This is a genomic window from Streptomyces sp. NPDC088354 (assembly GCF_044753585.1).
Taxonomy (GTDB): Bacteria; Actinomycetota; Actinomycetes; order Streptomycetales; family Streptomycetaceae; genus Actinacidiphila.
This window is the reverse complement of record NZ_JBIVNJ010000034.1, coordinates 53,017-74,654: the sequence shown is the minus strand read 5'-3', so window position 1 is coordinate 74,654 and position 21,638 is coordinate 53,017. Positions and strand designations below refer to the sequence as shown.

The window sequence follows — 21,638 nt, the reverse complement described above, 5'->3', positions numbered from 1 at the left end:
ACGCGGCAGGTCACGCCTGGGGCCGGACCACCGCGTGCTGGGGGCGGATCGGCAGGCGGCTGACCGGGCGGCCGGTGGCGGCGCGGACGGCGGAGGCCACGGCGGCCGGGGAGACGACGACCGGGACGGCGCTGGCGGCCTTGGCGCCGAAGGGCGCGAGGACGTCGCGTTCCTCGACCAGGCTGACGATGCGCACCGCGGGGGCGTCCAGGGCCGTGGGAAGCGTGTAGCCGGTGAGGTTGGGCCGCTTGACGATGCCGCGGGGGGCGCGCAGGTCCTCCATGAGGGCCATGCCGACGCCCTGGGTGACGCCGGCCTCGATGCGGGCCCGCAGCTGCGCGGGGTTGAGGACCCGGCCGACGTCCTGTGCGACGGCCATCTCCACGACCCGGACCGCGCCGAGTTCGATGTCGACGTCGACCACCGCGCGCACCGCGCAGAACGACAGGCCGACGAACGCGTCGCCCTGGCCGGTCTCGTCGAGCCGGTCGGTGGGGTGCGGACGGCACTGGGCGGTGGCCCACAGTTCCTTGCCTGCCAGCTCCTCCTCGACGGTGGTGGAGAGCACACCGTCGTACGAGGTGATCTTGCCGTCGGCGATGGAGAGCAGCTCCGCCGACATGCCGAACTTCCCGGCGAGCGGCTGGAGGAGCTGGGTGCGCACCATCTTGGCGGCGCGTTCGACGGCCCCGCCGGAGACCCAGGTGTGCCGGCCGCGCGCGGCGGCGCCCGCCGGGGGCTGGTCGGTGTCGGAGGGCAGGACGCGGACGTCCTCGATGCCGAGGACCTCCTGCACGATCTGCCGTGCCAGGGTGGCGAAGCCCTGGCCGGTGTCGACGGCGGCGCAGATGACGGTGGCGGCGCCGTCGTGCACGCGCACGGTGGCGGTGGAGACCTCGTCGGTGCCCTCGGCGCCGAGCATGTGCACCATGCCCAGCGCGTAGCCCACGCCGCGGCGCACGGCGCCCGGTTCCCCGGCGCCCTCCAGGCCGCCGGGGAGCAGCCATTCCGACTCGTCGTCGTCCACCGGCAGCGGCGGCAGGTCGGCGTCGCGGACGGCCTTCAGCAGCTCGCCGACGGGCGCCGGGCAGGTGACGGACTGCCCGGTGGGCAGCAGGTCTCCGGTGGCCATGACGTTGCGCATGCGGATCTCGGCCTGGTCCAGGCCGAGTCTGGCGGCGAGCTTGTCCATCTGGCCCTCGTAGGCCGCGCAGACCTGCATCGCGCCCTCGCCCCGTACGTGGCCCGACGGCGGGTTGTTGGTGCGCACCGCCCAGCCCTCGACGAAGACGTGCGGGACGACGTAGGGGCCGGCGGCGAAGGCCACCGCGGCGGCCAGGGCGTCGGAGGAGGTGTCGGCGTACGCGCCCGCGTCCAGCAGCACCTGGGCCTCGACCTTGACCAGCCGGCCCTCGGAGTCGGCGTGGTGGCGGTAGCGCAGCAGCGTGGGGTGGCGGTGGCTGTGGCTGAGGAAGGACTCCTCGCGGGTGGCCACGAACTTCACCGGGCAGCCGGTCTTCAGCGCCAGCAGCCCGAGCGGGATCTGCACACCGGAGTCCTCGCGGTCGCCCATCGCGCCGGGCACGCCGGTGACCACGACCTTCACCCGGTCCTGCTCCAGGCCGAAGCATGCGGCGGCCAGGTCGCGGTCGGTGTGCGGGTCGGTGGAGGCGACGTACAGCTCGACGCCGCCGTCGGGGCGGGGCACGGCGAGGCCGGCCTCGGCGCCGATCGGGGCGGGGTCCTGGCGGCCCACCCGGTACAGGCCCTCGACGATGACCTCGCCGACCGCGTCCGGGTCGCCGAACTGCAGCGGGATGTGCCGGATCAGGTTGCCGTCGGGGTGCAGCGGGGGCGCCGAGAAGGCCCGTTCGGGGTCGATGACGGGTTCCAGGACCTCGTACTCGACCTGGATGGCGGCGGCGGCCAGCCGGGCGGTGTCGGGGTGGTCGGCGGCCACGGCGGCGATGGCCTCGCCGTGGTGCCGGACGGTGTCCTTGGCGAAGACCGGACGGTCGGCGACACGGCGGCCGTGCATGGCGTCGCCGGGCACGTCCTGGTGGGTCACCACGGCCCGCACGCCGGGCATCGCCACGGCCTCCGCGGTGTCGATGGAGACGATGCGCGCGTGCGGGTGCGGGGAGCGCAGCACGGCCGCCCACAGCAGGCCCTCGGCCCACAGGTCGGCCGCGTACGGGTAGGTGCCCTGGGTCTTGGCGGTCGCGTCGGCGGCGGCCAGGGACGCGCCGATGCCGTGGGGGTGCGCGTCGGCGGGCGTCTCGGCGGCGGCCGCCGAGGTGCCCATGGCCGGAGTGGCCGTCGCGGCGTCGGGGCCCGTCATCGCGCGTACCTTTCGCTGCCGCGAGGGGTGAGGGGGTGCGGGGTGCGGTGGCTGTGCGGGGTCACGCCGGGCCTCCGGTGGAGGGGCGCGGGTGCGGGACGCGGGCGGACTCCGCGGCCGGTTCGCCGTCGGCGCCGTCGGCCGCCTCCGCGGCCTCGTCGCGCTCCGCGACGACCGTGCGGACGGCCTCCAGTACCCCCTGGTAGCCGCTGCAGCGGCAGAGGTTGCCGCTGATGGCCTGCCGGGTCTCCAGCTCGCTGGGGCGGTGGTTGCCCTCCAGCAGGTCGTGCACGGTCATCGCCATGCCCGGGATGCAGAAGCCGCACTGCACGGCCCCGCACTCGGCGAGCGCCCGCTGCACGTCCGAGGGCCGGCCGTCGACGGACAGCCCCTCGACGGTGCGGACGTCGGAGCCCGCGGCGGTCGCCGCGGGCACCAGGCAGGAGGCGACGAGCCGGCCGTCGACCTTGACCGAGCAGGCGCCGCACTCGCCCTGCTCGCAGCCGTCCTTGGCGCCGGCCAGGCCCAGCCGCTCGCGCAGGACGTAGAGCAGGGACTCGCCGAGCCACGCGTCGGTGACGGGGCGGTCGGTGCCGTTGACGTTGAGGACGTAGGAGGCGAGCGGGTGCTCGCTGTGCGGGTCGCCGGACTCGCCGGCCTCGCCGGTCCCGGGTTCGGCCCCGGCGTCGTCGGTGCCGGGGTCCCCGGGCTCCTCGTGGGGCACGGGCTCCGCGGCCGCGGGCGGGGTGGGCGCGGTGTCGGGCAGCCGGTACTCGCCGGACTCCTCCGCGGTGCCGTCCGGGGCGAGCGGCAGCTTCCACTGGCCGGTGGCGTCGGGCGGCAGGGACCAGCCCTCGGAGCGCGGCGCCGGCGGCGGTGCCTGCGGGGCGGCTCCGGGCGACCAGGGGGCGGGCTCGGGGGCGGAGGCGAAGGCCCCCACCGAGTACTCGCCCGAGTCGCCCGCGTCTGCGGTCTCGTCGGGACGTTCCTCGCGCACCACGGGGATGGCCCAGGTGGTCGCCGGGTCGTCGCCCGGCGTCGGCGCGGCGGGTCCCGCGGTGCCCACCGTGACGGGGATGTCGGCGGGGCCCTGCGGGGGCTGCGGAGCGTAGCCGTGGCCGGGGGCGGCGAGCGGGTCGGCCCCGGGTTCGGCCATGGACAGCTGGGCGGCGAAGGAGACGTGCATGGTCTGGTCGGCGTCGTACTCGCCGTGGGGCACGGGCTGCCACACACCGTGCCCGGGGGCGAATCCCCCGGCCTCCGGGCCGGCGGTCCCCAGGGGGGGCTGGTCGGTCATACGCCCGTCCGATGTCCTGTCGTCGTACTCGTCGCTCATGCCAGTGCCCTCCCCAGCGCACGGCGGGCCAGTGCGGCCACCGTACGCCGCAGCTGGAGGGCGGCGGCGGGCAGTTCGGGGGCCGGGGTCCCGTCCGGGGCCGGCAGGGGGTCGGGGATGCAGGCGGCGGCGGTGTACTCGCCGAAGGCCGTGAGGGCTTCGGGCGCCAGCGTCCGCTCGCCGTCCCAGTCGATCAGCCCGGCGACCCAGCGTTCGGCTTCGAGCGGCCGCAGCGGCACCGGTGCGACAGCTCCCACCGCGCAGCGTACGCCCCGGCGGGCCGGGTCGAGGACGACGGCGACGGAGGCGATCGCCCGGCCGGGCCCGGTGCGGCCGGTGGCCTTGAGGAAGGTCTGCGGCGCGTGCAGCAGCGGGACCCGTACGTACGCCAGGAGCTCGCCGGGCCGCAGCGGGTCCATGCCGGTGAGCAGGTGGCTGACGGGCAGTTCGCGGTTGCCCTCGGGACCGGCGACGACGACCGAGGCCTCCAGCGCGGCCAGCACGGGCAGCGAGTCGCCGGCGGGTGCGGCGCCGGCGATGTTGCCGCCGAGCGTGCCGGCGTTGCGGATCTGCGGAGGTCCGGCCGCGCGGGAGGCGGCGGCCAGGGCGGGGATGAGCGCGGCGAAGTCCGGGCGGCCCATGCGGGCGTGGGTGAGGCCGGCGCCGAGGAGCGCGGCGCCGTCCGCGTACTGCCAGCCGCGGATCTCGCTGATCCGCCCGAGGCCGACGAGTCCCGCGGGGCGCAGCAGCCCGGCGTTCACGGCCGCCATGAGGTCGGTGCCTCCGGCGACGGGCACGGCGGCGGGCGTGGCGGCCAAGGCCGCCACGGCCTCGTCGAGCGAGGACGGCAACGCGACATTGCGCGTTGCCTGCCGTGCGTACGTGCTCACGCAGCTGCCCCTTCCCCGGCTGTCCGCGGTGCGGTAGCCGTACGGTACGTGCTGACAGCCCGGACGTGGCAACTCTGGCACATCTTCCGGGGTGATCAACGCGAGGGTCGCAAAGGAGAGCCCGCCCTCCGGATGGCAATCCGTCCGCTTTGTACCCTTCTCCATCCTGCGGGGGAAACGGCATCCTTCACGGGTCTTGCGATGATTGACCAACCCACCCTGCCAGCCCCGGGCTTGCCGGGGCCGACGGTTGTGGCCCGGCTCACACGATCGGGGGCGGACCCTCGATCGGGCGTCCGACGACTCCGGGACGCCGCTGCCACGGCAGCGGGCCGCCCGGCGGCCGGTATTCGACCCCCAGTGCGTCAAGTCGCCCGTAGTGGGTGCCCATTCGCGCGACGAAGCCCTCGACGTCCCGCTCGGCGGGTGCGGGCAGCGGACTCCACGCGGTCTCGGCGAACGCGGCCAGCCGCGGGAAGGCCATGTAGTCCACCGCCCGGACCGTGTCCATCGTCTCGGTCCAGATGTTGGCCTGCGCGCCGATCACGTGCGCGGCCTCGCGCGGGCCCAGGCTGTCCGGTACCGGCTCGAAGCGGTAGACGTCCTCCAGGGTGCGGACGTGCGCGATCGGCACCGGCTCGTCGTCGCCCGCGGCCTGCCGCCAGTCCAGGTAGACCTGTGACTCCGGGCACATCACGACGTCGTGGCCCGCGCGGGCGGCCGCGATCCCGCCCTCGTAGCCGCGCCAGGAGGACACCGCCGCGCCCGGCGTGAGGCCGTACTCCGTCGTGTCGTCCCCGGCCGGGGACGGCCCGCGTCCACCGCCCCGGGCGCCGCCCTCCAGGATCTCGTCCCAGCCGATCAGGCGACGGCCGCGGTCGGCCAGCCAGCGGTCGAAGTGCCGGACGAACCAGCTCTGCAGTTCGTCCTCGTCGCGCAGCCCGAGCTCCTTGATCCGGGCCTGGACCACGGCCGAGGCCTTCCACTGGTCCTTGGGGCACTCGTCGCCGCCGATGTGCACGAAGGTCGACGGGAAGAGCGCCAGGACCTCGGTCAGCACGTCCTCGTAGAAGCGCAGGGTGCCCTCGACCGGGGCCAGGACGTTCGGGTTGATGCCCCAACCGGTCAGCACCGGCAGGGCGGTGGTGTCGACGACGTCGGTGACGCCGAGTTCGGGGTAGGCGGCGATGGCCGCCTGCGAGTGGCCGGGGATGTCGATCTCGGGGACGACGGTGACGTGCCGCTCGGCGGCGTACGCGACGATCTCGCGGATGTCGTCGTGGGTGTAGAAGCCGCCGTGCGGGCGCTCGTCCCACAGCGGCGACTCGCGCAGGCCCACCTTGGTGCGGGTGCGCCAGGCGCCGATCTCGGTGAGCCTGGGCCGGCGGCGGATCTCCACCCGCCATCCCTGGTCGTCGGTCAGGTGCAGGTGCAGGACGTTGAGTTTGTGCGCCGCCAGCAGGTCGACGTAGCGCAGGACGACGTCCTTGGGCATGAAGTGCCGCGCGACGTCCAGCAGCACCCCGCGCCACGCGAAGCGGGGGGCGTCGGCGATGTCGCAGTACGGCAGGCGCCAGGACCGGCCCGGCAGCGGCGCCCTGCGGTACGCCTCGGGCCCCAGCAGCTGGCGCAGCGTCTGCGCGCCCCAGAACAGCCCCGAGGGCCCTCCGCCGTCGATGCGGACCCCCTGCCCGGGGGCCACCGACAGCCGGTAGCCCTCGGCGCCGAGCTCCGCGGTGACCTCGGGGTCCAGGCGCAGGGTGATCGATCCGTCGCCCCCGCCGTCGCCGGGCAGCAGCGCGAAGCCGGTCGCCGCGCCGAGGACGGACCGCAGCCAGCGGGCGGTCCCCCCGGCCTCGGGGTCCGCGGTCAGCGTCGTGCCGGGGCGCAGCTCGAAGTGACCGATGTCGGCGTGCCGGTGCGCCTCCACGGGCGCCGGGATGAGATCCATGGCGCTCATCCTGCCGGGCGGGGCACGATTGGCATAGACCATTCACGCCATCTTGGCGCCCGCGCTACCCGCGGTCCCGGTGCCGCCCCGACCCCGTGGCGCGCCGGCCCGCACGCGGGCATCACGAAAGGCGCGACCGCCCGGTTGCGGCGGCCGCGCCTGTCCGGGCCCGCGGCGGCTACTTCTTGCCGCTCTTGTCCTTGTCGCCGCCACCGCCGGCGGGCATGGACTCGAAGATCTCCTTGCACATGGGACACACCGGGTACTTCTTCGGGTCGCGGCCGGGAACCCAGACCTTGCCGCACAGCGCGACCACCGGCGATCCGGAGAGCGCGCTCTCCATGATCTTGTCCTTCTGCACGTAGTGCGCGAAGCGCTCGTGGTCGCCATCGCCGTGCGACACCTGCGGGGTCGGCTCGACGAGGGTGCCAGTGCCCGCCCCGCGCTCGGGCTCAAGAGTGCTCATGGCACGCAAGCCTAATTGAGAGACGGATCGTCCGGGTACGTGGCGACCATCGCGAGTTCACTGCGCTGCCGCCGCAGCACCGAACGCCACAGCTGCTCGGGATCGGGCGAGAACACGTCCCCGGGCTCGGACTCCACCACGTACCAGGCGCCCTCGACGAGCTCGTCCTCCAATTGGCCGGGCCCCCATCCGGCGTACCCGGCGAAGATCCGCAGCGAACCCAGCTCGGCCGCGAGCAGTTCCGGCGGCGCCTCCAGGTCCACCAGGCCGATCGCGCCGAAGACCCGGCGCCAGCCCAGCGGCTCGCCGTCCTCGCCGTCCCGGGGCTCCCCGGGGACCACCGCCAGGCCGAGCGCGGAGTCCAGGGAGACCGGGCCGCCCTGGAAGACCACCTGCGGGGAGCCGGCCAGATTCGCCCACGGCTCCAGTACGTCGCCGACGCCGACCGGCGTGGGACGGTTCAGGACCACGCCCAGGGAGCCCTCCTCGTCGTGGTCGAGGAGCAGCACCACCGCCCGGTCGAAATTCGGGTCCGCGAGGGCGGGCGTCGCGACGAGGAGCCTGCCGGTGAGCGATGACACTTCGGTCATGGTCAACATAATCCCGCATTACGCCTCCGCGCGGGGTGGCAATGCGGCGCTTCAGCTACTCCTGGGGCGGCCGGGACAGCCGTTCCGCAACCCTCCGGCACCGCGCGACCGCGCAGGGTGCTGTAGCGAATCCCTTACACGTGTGGGACCTCTCAGCCCTGACGGCGGGCCTGGAAGGCCGATTACCATTTCCCTCTGGTGCCTGCGGGGACCCCGCCTCTTTTCTGCCCCTCTCCAGGAACGCGAGAGCAATGACCGGCCTTAACGATGTACTGCTCGTCCACGGCGGCACCCCGCTGGAGGGTGAAATCCATGTGCGCGGCGCGAAGAACCTCGTACCCAAGGCGATGGTGGCCGCCCTGCTCGGCAGCGAGCCGAGCCGGCTGCGCAACGTGCCCTCCATCCGCGACGTGCGCGTGGTGCGGGGCCTGCTCCAGCTGCACGGAGTGACGGTGCAGGAGGGCGAGGAGTCCGGCGAGCTGGTGCTCGACCCGTCCAAGGTCGAGAGCGCCAACGTCGCCGACATCGACGCGCACGCGGGCTCCTCGCGCATCCCGATCCTGTTCTGCGGCCCGCTGCTGCACCGTCTGGGGCATGCCTTCATCCCGGGCCTGGGCGGCTGCGACATCGGCGGCCGGCCGATCGACTTCCACTTCGACGTGCTGCGCAAGTTCGGCGCGGTCATCGAGAAGCGCCCCGAGGGCCAGTACCTGGAGGCCCCGCAGCGGCTGCGCGGCTGCAAGATCGAGCTCCCGTACCCTTCGGTCGGCGCGACCGAGCAGGTGCTGCTGACGGCCGTGCTGGCCGAGGGCGTCACCGAGCTGAGCAACGCCGCGATCGAGCCGGAGATCGAGGACCTCATCTGCGTCCTGCAGAAGATGGGCGCCATCATCACGATGGGCACCAACCGGACCATCCACATCACCGGCGTGGACAAGCTCGGCGGCTACAACCACCGCGCCCTGCCGGACCGGCTGGAGGCCGCCTCCTGGGCCTGCGCGGCCCTGGCCACCGAGGGCAACATCTACGTCCGCGGCGCCAGCCAGCGCGAGATGATGACCTTCCTGAACGTCTTCCGGAAGGTCGGCGGCGCCTTCGAGGTCGACGACAAGGGCATCCGCTTCTGGCACCCCGGCGGCCCGCTGAACGCCATCGCGCTGGAGACCGACGTCCACCCCGGCTTCCAGACCGACTGGCAGCAGCCGCTGGTCGTGGCGCTGACGCAGGCCTCGGGCCTGTCCATCGTCCACGAGACGGTCTACGAGTCCCGGCTCGGCTTCACCTCGGCGCTGAACCAGATGGGTGCCCACATCCAGCTCTACCGCGAGTGCCTGGGCGGCACCCCCTGCCGCTTCGGCCAGCGCAACTTCCTGCACTCCGCGGTCGTCAGCGGCCCCACGAAGCTCCAGGGCTCCGACCTGGTCATCCCGGACCTGCGCGGCGGCTTCTCGTACCTGATCGCCGCCCTGGCGGCGCAGGGCACCTCGCGGGTGCACGGCATCGACCTGATCAACCGCGGCTACGAGAACTTCATGGAGAAGCTGGAGAGTCTCGGCGCCAAGGTCGAGCTGCCCGCGGCGAGCTGATCCGCCGGGGCCCTCGGCCCCCGCGGCCTGCCTCACAGGTGTGCGAAAGGGCGGCCCCCCGAATGGGGGGCCGCCCTTTCGCACACCTGAGGCCTTACTTGCCCTTGGCGGCTTCCTTGAGCTTCGAGCCCGCGGAGACCTTGACGCTGTAGCCGGCCGGGATCTGGATCGGGTCCCCGGTCTGCGGGTTGCGCGCGGTACGAGCGGCACGGTGGCTGCGCTCGAAGGTCAGGAAGCCGGGAATGGTGACCTTCTCGTCGCCCTTGGCGACGATCTCGCCGACGACCTCGGCAAACGCGGCCAGAACGGCGTCGGCGTCCTTGCGGGTCACCTCGGCGCGCTCGGACAGCGCGGCCACCAGCTCACTGCGGTTCATCTAGTTCTCCTTGCATGGAATCCCCCAACGTCGACCGTCGGGGAAGGCGCATTGAAGTCGCTGTTAGCGCTTCTGCGGTGCGGCCCTCACCGCCCAGGTACGCATCCTGCCCCCATTTCTGGGGGAAACGCCAATCCGGCACCCGGGAGAGTCACACAAAAAGCGTCTCTCATACGGCCCGATGACGCTGCGTCGTCACGAGGTCGCGGTGAGGCCCTGTGCCTTGGCCGCCTCGCGGACGGCGCCCGCGACGGCCCCGGCCACCTTGTCGTTGAAGACGCTCGGAATGATGTAGTTCGGGTTGAGTTCGTCCTCGGTGACCACGTCGGCGAGGGCCGCGGCCGCCGCGAGCATCATCTCGGTGTTCACCGTGCGGCTCTGCGCGTCCAGCAGGCCGCGGAAGACGCCGGGGAAGACCAGGACGTTGTTGATCTGGTTGGGGAAGTCGCTGCGGCCCGTGGCGACCACCGCGGCGGTCTCCCGGGCCAGGCCCGGGTCGACCTCGGGGTCGGGGTTGGCCAGCGCGAAGACGATCGCGTCCTCGGCCATCGCCGCCACGTCCTCGGCGCCGAGGACGTTGGGCGCCGACACGCCGATGAAGACGTCGGCTCCGCGCACGGCCTCCTTCAGCGTCCCCGTGATCTCCTCGGGGTTGGTGTTGTCGGCGATCCACCGCAGCGCGGACTCCGGGCCCGCACCGACCAGGTCCTCGCGGTCGCTGTGCACCACGCCGTGGATGTCGGCGACCACCGCGTGCTTCACGCCCGCCGCCAGCAGCAGCTTGAGGATGGCGGTGCCGGCGGCGCCCGCGCCGGACATCACGACCCGCACATCGCCGACCTGCTTGCCGACCACGCGCAGCGCGTTCGTCAGCGCGGCGAGCACCACGATGGCGGTGCCGTGCTGGTCGTCGTGGAAGACCGGGATGTCCAGGGCCTCGCGCAGCCGCGCCTCGATCTCGAAGCAGCGGGGCGCGGAGATGTCCTCCAGGTTGATGCCGGCGAAGCCGGGGGCGATCGCCTTGACGATCTCCACGATGGCGTCCGTGTCCTGGGTGTCCAGGCACAGCGGCCACGCGTCGATGCCGGCGAAGCGCTTGAAGAGGGCCGCCTTGCCCTCCATGACCGGCAGCGCGGCCTTGGGACCGATGTTGCCCAGGCCCAGCACGGCGGAGCCGTCGGTGACCACGGCGACGCTGTTGCGCTTGATCGTCAGACGGCGGGCGTCCTCGGGGTTCGCGGCAATCGCCATGCAGACCCGGGCCACGCCGGGCGTGTAGATCATCGACAGGTCGTCACGGTTGCGGATGGGGTGCTTGGACGCCATCTCGATCTTGCCGCCGAGGTGCATCAGGAACGTACGGTCGGACACCTTGCCGATCGCCACGCCGTCGATCTCGCGCAGCTTCGCCACGATCTCGTCCGCGTGCGCGGTGGACGTGGCGGCGATCGTCACGTCGATCCGCAGGGTCTCGTGGCCCGACGCGGTGACGTCCAGGCCGTGGACAGCGCCGCCGGATGCTTCGACGGCCGTGGTGAGCTGGCTGACCGCGGAACCGCTCGCGGGCACCTCCAGCCGCACCGTGATTGAGTACGAGACGCTCGGCGCCGTTGCCATGGCCGCTGTTCCTCCGCTGTCGCTTGCTGTGCGCCCTCGATGCTGCCACCTACCCACGGGTATGGGTAAACCGGGGGCCTCGCAACGCAACGCTGGGGCACGCGCGGAGCCCGGGGAAGCTTGTGTGCTTAGTGTTCGCCGGGTTCGGCACCGCCCGCGGCTCGCCCTCGCCCCCGACGTCGGCGGGGGCACCCTTCGGCGCCGCGTCCCCCCACTGACCGGAACCCGGGAGGGACGAACACCTTCGTGCCATCGACCGCCAGGCGGACCGTTCCCGGTACGGCGGTGGCGGCCGGCGTACCGGAAGGCGTCGAGCAGCCGCGGATTCGCACCCGGTTCGCAGCCGGGTCCGCCGCGCCGCCGTCACATCGAATGCCGCGTACGGAATGACAATCGCGGATCGTTTGTTAGATTGGACAAGGCACCGGCTCGATCCAAGCCCCCGGGCCCAACCTTAGGCGCTTCGAGCGCCCACTTGCCGCGAGGCGAGCATGGCGGGTCGGTGTCACAGACGTCCGGCGGGGCGCCCTTCTCCTGGAAGGGCGCCCCGCCGTTCTGTGTTCCGGTCAGTCCCGCAGCAGGTCCGGCACGCCCTGCGCGTCGGGCAGGTCCCGCCCGCCCGACAGCACCGTCAGACGCTGCGTGGCGCGGGTCAGGGCGACGTACAGCACGCGCAGCCCCGCGGGCGACTCGTCCGCGATCTCCGCGGGGGACACGACCAGCGTCGCGTCGTACTCCAGCCCCTTGGCCTCCAGGCTGCCGAGCGCCACGACGCGCTCGCCCAGCCCCGCCAGCCAGCGCCGGGCCTCCTCACGACGGCCCATGGCCACGACGACGCCCACCGTGCCCTCGACCTCGCCCAGCAGCCGTTCGGCCTCGGCGCGCACCGCCTCGCCCGTCCGGCCGCCCGCCGCGACGGCGAACTGCGGCACCACGCCCGTGGAGCGCACCGCGCGCGGCGACTCGCTGCCCGGCATCGCGAGCGCGAGCACCTTGGCCGCGAGATCGGCGATCTCGGCCGGGTTGCGGTAGTTCACCGTCAGCGTGAAGCGGCGCCGCGGGCGGGTGCCCAGGGCCTCGTCGCGGGCGAGCGCCGCCTCGTCCGGGTCGGTCCACGAACTCTGCGCGGGGTCGCCCACCACCGTCCAGGTCGCGGCCCGGCCCCGGCGGCCCACCATGCGCCACTGCATCGGCGTCAGGTCCTGCGCCTCGTCCACGATGACGTGGGCGTACTCGGTGCGCTCGGCGTCCAGCCGCTCCTGGCGGGAGCGGCGGCCGCCGGCCATCCGGTCGGCGAACGTGGTGACCTCCTCCAGACCGGTGAGCTGGTCCAGCGGGTCCGCCTCGCGGGTGCGCACCTTCGGCGGCGGGCCGAGCAGCGCCTCCAGCTCGTCCAGCAGCGCCACGTCGTGCACGGACAGCGCGCCGTTGCCGGCGTCGTCCAGCCGGCGCAGCGAACGCGCCACCCGGCGGACCTCCGGCGGGGTCAGCACCCGCCGCGCCCAGCGCCCGAGCCGCTTCTCGTCCGCGAGTGCGGCCAGCACCCCGCGCGGGGTCAGCACGGGCCACCACGCGGCCAGGAAGTCCAGGAACTCCTGCTCCTCGGCCACGTCGTCGTCGAAGGCCTCGCGGGCCTCCGCGGCCATCTCCGCGTCGTCGTAGCGGCGGTCGGCCTTGCGCCACAGCGCGTCCAGCAGCAGGCGGCGGGCCCGCGGCCGCAGCAGGTTGACCGGCGTCGTGCCGCCCAGCACCGCGTGCCGGATCCCCGACAGCTCCGCGGCGTCCAGCTCCAGACGGCGCCCGAAGGCCACCACCCGCAGCCGCTCCGGGCAGTTCCCGTCCTCCAGCGCGCCCCGGGCCGCCCGGTGCAGCACCCTCAGCATCCGCAGCGAGCCCTTGATCCGGGCCACCGCCGGATCGTCGTACGTCGTCGCCTCCGCGCCGTCCACGAGCGAGCCGACGGCCCGGATCGCGACCTGCCCCTCCTCGCCCAGCGAGGGCAGCACGCCCTCGGTGTACGCCACCAGCAGCGGCGTCGGGCTGACCACGAGGATGCCGCCCGCGTAGCGCCGCCGGTCCTGGTAGAGCAGGTACGCCGCGCGGTGCAGGGCGACCGCCGTCTTGCCGGTGCCGGGGCCGCCGGTGACCTCGGTGACCGAGGCGGCGGGGGCCCGGATGACGACGTCCTGCTCGGCCTGGATGCTGGCGACGATGTCGCGCATCGTGTGGCTGCGGGCCTGGCCGAGCGCCGCCATCAGCGCGCCGTCGCCGACCACCGGCAGCCCGGTCGCGAGCTCCGGGCGCAGCAGGTCGTCCTCGACGCCGAGCACCTTGCGGCCCTTGGAGCGGATGACGCGACGGCGCACGACGCGGCCCGGTGCGACCGGGGTCGCCCGGTAGAACGGCGCGGCGGCCGGCGCCCGCCAGTCGATGACCAGCGGGGCGTACTCGGCGTCGAGCACGCCGAGCCGGCCGATGTGCAGGGTCTCGGAGATCTCCGCCGTGTTGTCGGGCCCGATGGCGTCGTCGGCCGGCTCGACGGAGGTGTAGGCACCGTCGGGGCCCTTCTTGCCGTCCTTGCCCCGCAGCAGGTCGATCCTGCCGAAGAGGAAGTCCTCGAACTCCGCGTTGAGCCGGTTCAGGTGCAGACCCGCGCGGAAGACCTGCGCGTCGCGCTCCGCGAGCGCGCCCGGCGTACCGACATGGCCGCGCTTGACCGCGTCGTCCATCAGGAACTCCGCCTCGTGGATCTTCTCCTCGAGCCGGTCGTACACCCGGTCCAGATGCGTCTGCTCGACCGCGATCTCCGTGTCCCGGACCGCTGCCACGCAGGACCCCCATTCTTTTTCTTTCCGTACGTCGTGCGCCGCGCCCCGCGAACGGAGCAGCCTGCCACCGTACGCCAACCAGGGGTTTTCCGCCCAGTCAGATGCGTGTCGCCGTGGCGCCGGCGCGCCTGCGGTGGCGGGCCACCCGTTCGCGGTTGCCGCAGGTCTCGCTGCTGCACCAGCGGCGCCGGCGGCCGCGCGAGGTGTCCAGGTAGACAAGGGTGCACCCGTCGCCCTCGCAACGGCGCAGGCGGCCCGCCGCGACGGGGTCGGTCAGCAGGTCCAGGGCGTCGCGCGCCACCGCGCCCAGCAGTCCCGCGCAGTCCGGCTCCGCCGCCAGTCCCCGGGTCAGTGTCCCGTCCGCCGCGCGCACCGCACGCGGCGGGGGCGGCGGTGCGAGCGCGGCGTCGTTCAGCGCCTCCACGTCCCCGTCGTCGGCGGTCCGCCCGGCCAGCCGTGCCTCCACCAGGCGCGCCACCACGGCCCCGAGCTCCATGAACCGCCGCGCCCATCCGCCGTCCGCCGGGACCTCGGTGCCGCGCGGCACCAGGCCCGCGCCGCGCAGCCACTCCACCAGCCGCTCCGGGGAGCCTGCACCGGGGCCGGGGGCGGGGCCGGGCGCCGCGGCCGCCACGAGGTCCAGGCTCGTCCGTCCCGTGTCGAAGCGCAGGTGCATCCGCGCCGCGGTCGCTCCCATCCGAGTGCCACCTCCTCCGGTGGTCCTCCCCCGAGCCCCCGGCGCGAAACGGAACCCGTCCCCGGGGTGCGCCGCGGCGCCCGGGCGGGACGTCACGCGACGCCCGCCGGGTCAGGGAGGCGGCGGGGCATCGAGGGCGAGGCGGTAGCCGCGTCCGACGACGGTCCGGACGAACTCGGGGGCGCCGAGGGCCGTGCGCAGGCGGGCCACGGCGGTCTCGACCGCGTGTCCGTCGCGCCCGGCGCCGGGAAGGGCGGCCAGGAGCTCGGGGCGGGGGACGACCAGGCCGGGGCGTGCGGCGAGCACCCGCAGCAGGGCCATACCCGCCGGGGGGACGTCGCGGAGCGCGCCGTCCACGACGGCGGCGTGGCCCCGGATCTCCAGGCGGTGACCCGCGACGTGCAACGGGCGCACCCGGCCGGGCAGTTCGCGGGCCAAGAGCTCGGCCAGCGGCCCGAGGCGGAAGCGTTCGGGATGGACGACGGGCACCGCGTGGCCGCGCAGCGGACGGGCGGCCGCCGGCCCGACGCACGCGGGCAGCACCTCCTGCCGGAGCGCGTCGAGGACGCGGGCGCGCATCCCCCGGCGGTCGGCGCGTTCGAGCACGGCGGCGGCGGCCGGGGCGCTGGTGAAGGCGACGGCGTCGAGCGTGCGGGCGGCGACCGCGTCCAGCAGGCGGTCGACGGGGGCGGTGTCGTCCGACGGCACGCAGCGGTGGACGCGGACGCCGACGACCTCCGCGCCGGCCCGGCGCAGCGCCTGGCCGACGCCGGGCGGCGGCTCGCCGTGCAGTTGGACCGCGACGCGCCGGCCGGCCACGCCCGCGCCGAGGAGGCGGGCGAGGACCTGGGCCATGGACGCGGTGCCCGGCGACCACACCGCGGGGAGCCCGGTGGCGCGGACGGCGTCGCGAACTCCCGGCCCGCGGGCGAGGAGTTCGGCCTGTCGCAGCCGCTCCCGCAGTACGTCCCCGAGGCCCCAGCCGTCGGCGGCACCGATCCAGTCGCGGAAGCCCGCCGCCGTGGTGGCGACGACCGCATCGGGCGGTCGGTCGAGCAACCGCTCGGTGGCGGCGAGCAGTTCGATGTCGTCGGGCAGCGGGACGACGCGCAGTGCGGGGGCCCGCACCACCGCGGCGCCGCGGTCCTGAAGGAGCTCCGCCAGTTCGTCGGTGTGCCGGGCGGCGGTCACGCCCACGGTGAAGCCCGCGAGCGGGGGCACGTCCGCGTCCCGCCGTCGCATGGATCCCGCCTCGCTCCGCCCCGGGCGCACGTGCGCGCAGGTCCGGCACCGTCCCGGGCCCCGGACCCGCCTGCCCGCCCGCCCGCCGATCCGCGCATGGTGCCAAGCATCGATGACGGTGCGGGTTCGCCGGGATTTCCGCGGTGTTACGGCGCCGGCGGGCCGGGCGGTGTCATCAGGCGCGCGTCGGGCGCGGGCAGCCAGGAGTGCGGAGGGCGGGCGAGCCATCCGCCGTCCGCGCAGGCGAGCCTCCGCGCCGCGGCGCGGAGGGCGTCGAGTCCGGGGTGGCGCAGCCCGCGCCGCCAGACCATGGACACGGGGGTGAGCGGCACGGGGGCGGTGATCGGCCGCAGGACGAAGCCGGGCAGGTCGATGAACTCGGTGCTGGCCAGGACCGGCCAGCGGTGCTTGGTGACCAGCCGTACGAACTCGTCCTTGCCGTCGATCTCCGGGAACGGCGCGGCTACCGCGATGCCGCGGCCCTCGAAGAGCCGCTCGGCGAGGTCGGTCCACTCGGCGGTGTGCGGGTTGCCGGCGGCCGCGTAGAGCGCCTCGCCGGCGAGCGCGGCCAGCGGTACCTCGGGCAGGGCGGCGAGCCGGTGGTCGCCGGGGAGGAGGACGGCCATGCGCTCGTAGCGGACGGGGAGGTGGTCCAGGCGGGAGAGCACGGCCGGGGCGAGGCCCGCGACCCGGCCGAAGGAGACGTCCAGGCGACCGGCGAGGATCTCCGCCGCGGCGCCGGTGAGGCCGCTGTGGAAACGGGCGGTCAGCTCCAGCTCGGGGGCGGCGGCGCGGGCCTCGTCGAGCACGCGCGACGCGGTGCCGACCGGGGCGCCGATGTCGACCAGCAGGGGGCGCCCGGCGGGCGCGAAGGCGGCGACGAGTTCGTCGTGGGCGGCGAGCACCCGGCGGGCGTGCGGCAGCAGCCGTTCGCCGTCCGGGGTCAGCCGCACGCTGCGCGTCGTGCGCGCGAACAGTTCCGTGCCGAGCGCGGCCTCCAGACGCCGGATGTCGCGGCTGAGCGCCTGCTGGGCTACGTAGAGGCGGGCTGCAGCCTGGGTGAAGTGCAACTCCTCGGCGACGGCGGTGAAGGCCCGCAGCAGACGGGGGTCGAGGTCGTGGGGCATCCGCTCATTCAACACGCCCCGCACTCACAACGAAAGTGCGTCAATGGGCGCTGATCAGGTGTTGGACCGCCGCGGGGGCCCGCGGCGAGGGTGGTGGGGTGATCAGCAGCCTCGCGCCCTACCGCCGGATCTTCGCCCCGCCCGGCGCCCTCGCCTTCACCGCCGGCAACCTCATGGCCCGCCTCCCCGCGGGCATGTTCGGGGTCAGCGCGGTCGTCATGATCTCGGCGGGCTACGGCTCGTACGCACTGGCCGGGGCGGTCACCGCCACCGGACTGGCCGCCACGGCCGTGGTGGGCCCCTGGACCGCCCGCATGACCGACCGGTACGGGCAGGGCCGGATCGCCGTCCCGGCGGCGGCGCTGGCCGCGCTGGGCTCGCTGGCCCTGGTGCTGTGCGTGCGGCTGCACGCGGCGCCCTGGACGCTCTTCGCCGCCTATGCGGCGACCGCGACGACCCCGAACACCGGCGGCATGTCCCGGGCCCGCTGGGCGCATCTGTACCGGCACGACGAGCGGGCCCGCCACGTCGCCCAGTCCTTCGAGCAGGCGGCGGACGAGGTGTGCTTCATGCTGGGCCCGGTGCTGGCCGCCTTCCTGTGCACCGCGCTCTTCCCGGAGGCGGGCACGGTGACCGGGGCGGTGCTGCTGTTCTGCGGGATCGTGCTGTTCGCGGCGCAGCGCGGCACGGAGCCACCGCCGGTGCCGCGCCCGCGGGAGGGGGCCGCGGGGCGGGCCGCGGTGCCGCCGGTGCTGTGCACGTTCCTGGCGACGGGGGCCGTCTTCGGCGCGATGGAGGTCACCACCGTCGCCTTCGCCGCCGCGCAGGGGCACCGCGGGGCCGCCGGGGCCGTCCTGGCGCTCCAGGCGGCCGGCTCCTGCGCGGCGGGACTGCTGTACGGGCTGCGGCCGCCCCGCGACCGTTTCGCGGCGAGCGTCGCCGCGATGGCGGGCCTGATGCTCCTCCCGCTGCTCGCGGCACATCTGGGCGGCCTGTGGCTGCTCGCCCCGGCACTGCTGGTCGCGGGCATGGCCACCGCGCCGACGATGATCAACGGCATGGCGCGCATCCAGCGGACGGTGCCGCCGGGGCGCCTGAACGAGGCAATGGCCCTCGCCGTCACCGCCCTGCTGGGTGGCATCGCGGCCGGCTCCTTCGTCGCGGGCGCGGTGGCGGACAGCCGGGGCCCGGCCGCCGCGTACGCGGTGCCCGCCGCGGCCTCGGCCGCCGCCGCGCTGATCGCGGCGGTGACCCTGCGGGCGGCCCCGGCCCGGGAATGACGAAAGGCGCCGTCCGCCGCGCAGTGCGCGGGCAGGCGACGCCTCCCGAGGGATGTGGAGATGGCGGGAATCGAACCCGCGTCCTGTGGTGCGGAACCAGGGCTTCTCCGAGCGCAGTCCGCTGTGCTTTTCTCGGCCCCGGCAGTCACGCGGACAAGCCGCCGACGGGCCCAGCCACTGTTTGATTTCCCACCGAGTCCCGTGGCCGGACTCAGTGGTTTAGTTCCCTAGCTGATGCCAGGATCCGGGTCGGGAACAGCCCCGGGCTGACACTCCGCGGAGTCTTCGCTAGCTGCTAATTAGGCAGCGAGAGCGAAGGCGGAGGAATCGCGCTTAGAGTTGGCGATTGTTGTTTTCGGCATATGGTTTACGAGATCATTGCCGCTTTCTCGGCTCGCTTCCCCTGCTTCGACATCCCCAGTCGAAACCGATCATCCCCATGTTGATTTTTCAAGCTGCACACCGGGCGTCGCCGTCCGGTGGTGCTGCCGCCATCGTACGTGAACAACACGCACCGAGGCCAGCGTATTTCCGGCGGGCCGGACAGCGCGGCCGGACGGAGTGTCAGTCCGGCGTGCCGGGCAGGCGCGCCACGGCGGCGCGGTCAGCCCTCGCGCTGCCGGCGGCGCGCCGACGAGATCGCCCGGTCGGCCTCGCGGCGGTCCTGCTTCTCACGCAGGGTCTGCCGCTTGTCGTACTCCTTCTTGCCGCGGGCGAGCGCGATCTCGACCTTGGCCCGGCCGTCCTTGAAGTACAGGGCGAGCGGCACGATCGTGTGCCCGGTCTCCTGGGACTTCTGGACGAGCTTGTCGATCTCCGCCCGGTGCAGCAGCATCTTGCGCTTGCGCCGCGCCGTGTGGTTCGTCCACGTCCCCTGCGTGTACTCGGGGATGTGGACGTTGTGCAGCCACGCCTCGCCGCCGTCGAGCTGGCCGAAGCCGTCGACCAGGGAGGCACGCCCCTGACGCAGCGACTTCACCTCGGTGCCGGTCAGCACCAGGCCGGCCTCGTACGTGTCGAGGATGTGGTAGTCATGCCGCGCCTTCTTGTTCTGCGCGATCAGTTTGCGACCCGTTTCCTTTGCCATAGCGCGGCCATTCTCGCACTCTGGGGCCGCTCGGGGTACCGGATTCCGCGGCGGGCCGCCGGGGACGCGAGGTCAGCGCGCCGAGGCGCCGAGGCCGTCCAGGATCTCCAGGGCCTCGGCACCGGCATCGGTGCCGCCGGAGATCTTCAGGTCCGGCTCGACACCGCGTCCGTCGACGCTGCGCCCGGCGGGCAGCCGGTAGTGGCCGACGGTGAGTTCGGCGACGGAGCCGTCCGGGAGGCGGCTGGGCATCTGGATGGAGCCCTTGCCGAAGGTGCGCGAGCCGATCACCACGGCCCGGCCCCGGTCCTGCAGGGCACCGGCCAGCAGCTCCGCGGCGCTCATGGTGCCGCCGTCGACGAGGACGACCAGCGGCGTCTCGGTGTCGCCGCCGTCGGCGGCGTACAGCGCCTGCTGCCGCCCGTGGACGTCGTACGTGGCGACGAGGCCGCCGTCGAGAAAGGCCGAGGCCACGCCGACGGCCTCGGTGACCAGGCCGCCGGAGTTGCCGCGCAGGTCCAGGAGTATGCCCTCGCCCGCGGTGCGGGCGGCCAGCGCCCGGCGGACCTGCCCGGCCGCGCCCCTGGTGAAGGCGTCGACCTTGACGGCGGTGATGCGGTGGGGCAGGTGCCGCACCCGTACCGACTCGGTCGGCAGCAGGGCGCGCCGGGGCGCGACCTCCCAGGAGCGGGCGCCGCGTTCCAGTCCGAGGACGACGGTGGTGCCGGCGTCGCCCACGCCGCGCAGCCGGGAGACGGCCTCGGTGACGGGGCGGCCGGTGACATCGGTGCCGTCGATGGTGCGCAACCGGTCCCCGGCGCGGACGCCGGCCCGGGCGGCGGGGCTGCCGGACTGCACGCGGTCGATCTCGATACGGCCGTTCTCGACGCGGCGCACCCAGAGCCCGACCCCCACATACCGGCCGTCGAGGGAGTGCTGGAAGCCCTCGTACTCCTGGGCGGTGTAGAACGAGGACCAGCGGTCGCCGCTGCGGCTGACCAGAGCCTCCGCGGCCTGCGGGCCGACCTTGCCGTCGGCGATGGCCTCGGCGATCTCGTCGGTGTCGGCCACCGCACCCGCCGGGATGCGGGTGGAACTCCGCGCCTGCCGGTCCCCGCCGAGTGCGTCACCGAAGGAACCGGTGGCCGCCCCGGTGGCCAGAACCGCGCCGAACACCAAGGTCAGGGCGGCCGCGCGGCCGACGCGGCGCGGCTTCCCGGACAGACAGTGGCTCAGCACGTCGGGCAGTCTAGGCGAGAACCGGGCGCTGTACGGAAAGTTGGCCGTACGGCGCCCTTTGCGCGAATCAGACCTTGAGGTATTTGCGCAACGCGATCAGGGCGGCCACCGCGGGCATCAGCATGCCCACGACCAGCACCAGCGGCAGCACCTGCACGACCTCGCCCCAGCCGAGGAAGTTGATCAGCGGGACCTTGGTCTGCAGCGACAGGCCGTGGTCGATCAGGAAGTAGCGGCCCACGAGCAGCATCAGGCACGCCAGGCCGCCGCCGACCAGGCCGGCGAAGGCGGCCTCCATGATGAACGGCATCTGGATGTAGAAACTGGACGCGCCGACCAGGCGCATGATCCCGGTCTCGCGGCGGCGGCTGAACGCCGACACGCGCACGGTGTTGACGATCAGCATCATCGCCACCGCGAGCATGAACGCCAGGACCACCAGGGCGGCCAGCGTCATGCCGTTGAGGAGCCCGAACAGGTTGTCCAGCAGGGCCTTCTGGTCCTGCACCTCCTGGACGCCGGGGCGGCCCTGGAAGGCGCTGGCGACCACCTGGAACTTGGTCGGGTCCTTGAGCTTCACCCGGAACGACTCCTGCATCTGATCCGGCGTCAGGGAATCGGCCAGCGGGGAGTCGGAGAACTGCTCCTTGTAGTGCTTGTACGCGTCCTCCGCGCTCTCGTGGAAGTACTTCTCCACGAGCGGCAGCGCCTTGAGCTGCTTCTCGATGTCCTGCTTCTGCTCCTCGGTGACGGCGCCCTTGGTGCAGTTGGGGTCGGTCTTGGCGTCGTTCTTGTTGCAGAGGAAGATCGACACCTGGACCTTGTCGTACCAGTACCCCTTCATCGAGTCGACCTGCTCGCGGGCGAGCCACGAGCCGCCGGCGAGCGCGAGGGAGAGGGCGACGGAGACGATGACCGCGAAGGTCATGGTCAGGTTCCGGCGGAGGCCGACGCCGATCTCCGAGAGCACGAACTGGGCGCGCAT

General features: G+C 73.9%; 17 protein-coding genes and 1 other RNA gene. 2 read left to right on the top strand and 16 right to left on the bottom strand.

Going from position 1 to position 21,638, the window contains the following annotated elements:
• Positions 1-10: 10 nt before the first annotated feature.
• The 6 genes from ACIP98_RS33305 to ACIP98_RS33280 all read right to left on the bottom strand — a co-directional run bounded on the left by ACIP98_RS33305 (position 11) and on the right by ACIP98_RS33280 (position 7,574).
• Positions 11-2,341, bottom strand: coding sequence for a xanthine dehydrogenase family protein molybdopterin-binding subunit (locus tag ACIP98_RS33305; protein ID WP_401979512.1), 2,331 nt, complete (start codon positions 2,339-2,341; stop codon positions 11-13).
• Positions 2,342-2,402: 61 nt separating this feature from the next.
• Positions 2,403-3,677, bottom strand: a complete 1,275-nt coding sequence (locus tag ACIP98_RS33300) for a 2Fe-2S iron-sulfur cluster-binding protein (protein WP_401979510.1) — start codon at positions 3,675-3,677, stop codon at positions 2,403-2,405.
• Positions 3,674-4,567 (bottom strand): FAD binding domain-containing protein, encoded by an 894-nt coding sequence (locus ACIP98_RS33295; protein ID WP_319664517.1) that lies wholly within the window; start codon positions 4,565-4,567, stop codon positions 3,674-3,676. The genes ACIP98_RS33300 and ACIP98_RS33295 overlap by 4 nt, the downstream gene beginning before the upstream one ends.
• Before the next feature lie 262 nt (positions 4,568-4,829).
• The gene (locus ACIP98_RS33290) at positions 4,830-6,518 is read right to left on the bottom strand and encodes a beta-N-acetylhexosaminidase (protein WP_401979507.1); all 1,689 of its coding nucleotides are present in this window, start codon (positions 6,516-6,518) and stop codon (positions 4,830-4,832) included.
• Between the two features lie 178 nt (positions 6,519-6,696).
• A complete protein-coding gene (locus tag ACIP98_RS33285) occupies positions 6,697-6,984 on the bottom strand; it encodes a DUF3039 domain-containing protein (RefSeq protein ID WP_319664519.1) in 288 nt (95 codons plus the stop codon).
• An 11-nt stretch (positions 6,985-6,995) separates the two neighbouring features.
• Positions 6,996-7,574 carry a YqgE/AlgH family protein gene (locus tag ACIP98_RS33280; RefSeq protein ID WP_319664520.1) on the bottom strand — a complete coding sequence of 193 codons (579 nt, stop codon included), beginning with the start codon at positions 7,572-7,574 and terminating at the stop codon, positions 6,996-6,998.
• Between the two features lie 251 nt (positions 7,575-7,825).
• Between ACIP98_RS33280 and murA the strand changes: the two genes are divergently transcribed.
• The gene (gene murA, locus ACIP98_RS33275; protein ID WP_319664521.1) at positions 7,826-9,160 is read left to right on the top strand and encodes a UDP-N-acetylglucosamine 1-carboxyvinyltransferase; all 1,335 of its coding nucleotides are present in this window, start codon (positions 7,826-7,828) and stop codon (positions 9,158-9,160) included.
• A 94-nt stretch (positions 9,161-9,254) separates the two neighbouring features.
• Here the strand turns inward: murA and ACIP98_RS33270 are convergent, their stop codons facing one another.
• The 6 genes from ACIP98_RS33270 to ACIP98_RS33245 all read right to left on the bottom strand — a co-directional run bounded on the left by ACIP98_RS33270 (position 9,255) and on the right by ACIP98_RS33245 (position 17,047).
• Positions 9,255-9,536, bottom strand: coding sequence for an HU family DNA-binding protein (locus ACIP98_RS33270; RefSeq protein ID WP_018564081.1), 282 nt, complete (start codon positions 9,534-9,536; stop codon positions 9,255-9,257).
• 195 nt (positions 9,537-9,731) lie between these two features.
• The gene (locus ACIP98_RS33265; RefSeq protein ID WP_319664523.1) at positions 9,732-11,153 is read right to left on the bottom strand and encodes an NAD-dependent malic enzyme; all 1,422 of its coding nucleotides are present in this window, start codon (positions 11,151-11,153) and stop codon (positions 9,732-9,734) included.
• 566 nt (positions 11,154-11,719) lie between these two features.
• Entirely contained in the window at positions 11,720-13,981 is a 2,262-nt protein-coding gene (locus ACIP98_RS33260; protein ID WP_319664524.1) for a UvrD-helicase domain-containing protein, read from the bottom strand.
• Between the two features lie 97 nt (positions 13,982-14,078).
• Positions 14,079-14,678: a CGNR zinc finger domain-containing protein gene (locus ACIP98_RS33255; RefSeq protein WP_401979503.1), complete on the bottom strand. Its 600-nt coding sequence runs from the start codon at positions 14,676-14,678 to the stop codon at positions 14,079-14,081.
• A 111-nt stretch (positions 14,679-14,789) separates the two neighbouring features.
• Positions 14,790-15,920, bottom strand: coding sequence for a uroporphyrinogen-III synthase (locus tag ACIP98_RS33250; protein ID WP_401979501.1), 1,131 nt, complete (start codon positions 15,918-15,920; stop codon positions 14,790-14,792).
• A 146-nt stretch (positions 15,921-16,066) separates the two neighbouring features.
• On the bottom strand, positions 16,067-17,047 hold the full coding sequence (locus ACIP98_RS33245; RefSeq protein WP_319664527.1) for a LysR family transcriptional regulator: 981 nt from the start codon (positions 17,045-17,047) through the stop codon (positions 16,067-16,069).
• Between the two features lie 173 nt (positions 17,048-17,220).
• Between ACIP98_RS33245 and ACIP98_RS33240 the strand changes: the two genes are divergently transcribed.
• Positions 17,221-18,327, top strand: coding sequence for an MFS transporter (locus ACIP98_RS33240; RefSeq protein ID WP_319664551.1), 1,107 nt, complete (start codon positions 17,221-17,223; stop codon positions 18,325-18,327).
• A 52-nt stretch (positions 18,328-18,379) separates the two neighbouring features.
• Here the strand turns inward: ACIP98_RS33240 and ssrA are convergent.
• From ssrA to ftsX, 4 genes are all read right to left on the bottom strand, one after another.
• Positions 18,380-18,766: a transfer-messenger RNA gene (ssrA, locus tag ACIP98_RS33235) on the bottom strand.
• A gap of 165 nt (positions 18,767-18,931) precedes the next feature.
• Positions 18,932-19,414, bottom strand: a complete 483-nt coding sequence (gene smpB, locus ACIP98_RS33230) for an SsrA-binding protein SmpB (RefSeq protein ID WP_319664528.1) — start codon at positions 19,412-19,414, stop codon at positions 18,932-18,934.
• Between the two features lie 72 nt (positions 19,415-19,486).
• Positions 19,487-20,653, bottom strand: coding sequence for a S41 family peptidase (locus tag ACIP98_RS33225; protein ID WP_319664529.1), 1,167 nt, complete (start codon positions 20,651-20,653; stop codon positions 19,487-19,489).
• Positions 20,654-20,720: 67 nt separating this feature from the next.
• Complete coding sequence (gene ftsX, locus ACIP98_RS33220) at positions 20,721-21,638, bottom strand: permease-like cell division protein FtsX (protein ID WP_319664531.1); 918 nt, start codon at positions 21,636-21,638, stop codon at positions 20,721-20,723.

Excerpts from the sequence above, each read along its gene's own strand:
- ACIP98_RS33280 (WP_319664520.1), bottom strand. The coding sequence starts at position 7,574 with ATGACCGAAGTGTCATCGCTCACCGGCAGGCTCCTCGTCGCGACGCCC.
- smpB (WP_319664528.1), bottom strand. The coding sequence starts at position 19,414 with ATGGCAAAGGAAACGGGTCGCAAACTGATCGCGCAGAACAAGAAGGCG.
- ACIP98_RS33300 (WP_401979510.1), bottom strand. The coding sequence starts at position 3,677 with ATGAGCGACGAGTACGACGACAGGACATCGGACGGGCGTATGACCGAC.
- murA (WP_319664521.1), top strand. The coding sequence starts at position 7,826 with ATGACCGGCCTTAACGATGTACTGCTCGTCCACGGCGGCACCCCGCTG.
- ACIP98_RS33305 (WP_401979512.1), bottom strand. The coding sequence starts at position 2,341 with ATGACGGGCCCCGACGCCGCGACGGCCACTCCGGCCATGGGCACCTCG.
- ACIP98_RS33285 (WP_319664519.1), bottom strand. The coding sequence starts at position 6,984 with ATGAGCACTCTTGAGCCCGAGCGCGGGGCGGGCACTGGCACCCTCGTC.
- ACIP98_RS33270 (WP_018564081.1), bottom strand. The coding sequence starts at position 9,536 with ATGAACCGCAGTGAGCTGGTGGCCGCGCTGTCCGAGCGCGCCGAGGTG.
- ftsX (WP_319664531.1), bottom strand. The coding sequence starts at position 21,638 with ATGCGCGCCCAGTTCGTGCTCTCGGAGATCGGCGTCGGCCTCCGCCGG.
- ACIP98_RS33255 (WP_401979503.1), bottom strand. The coding sequence starts at position 14,678 with ATGGGAGCGACCGCGGCGCGGATGCACCTGCGCTTCGACACGGGACGG.
- ACIP98_RS33265 (WP_319664523.1), bottom strand. The coding sequence starts at position 11,153 with ATGGCAACGGCGCCGAGCGTCTCGTACTCAATCACGGTGCGGCTGGAG.
- ACIP98_RS33290 (WP_401979507.1), bottom strand. The coding sequence starts at position 6,518 with ATGGATCTCATCCCGGCGCCCGTGGAGGCGCACCGGCACGCCGACATC.
- ACIP98_RS33240 (WP_319664551.1), top strand. The coding sequence starts at position 17,221 with ATGGCCCGCCTCCCCGCGGGCATGTTCGGGGTCAGCGCGGTCGTCATG.
- ACIP98_RS33245 (WP_319664527.1), bottom strand. The coding sequence starts at position 17,047 with ATGCCCCACGACCTCGACCCCCGTCTGCTGCGGGCCTTCACCGCCGTC.
- ACIP98_RS33250 (WP_401979501.1), bottom strand. The coding sequence starts at position 15,920 with ATGCGACGGCGGGACGCGGACGTGCCCCCGCTCGCGGGCTTCACCGTG.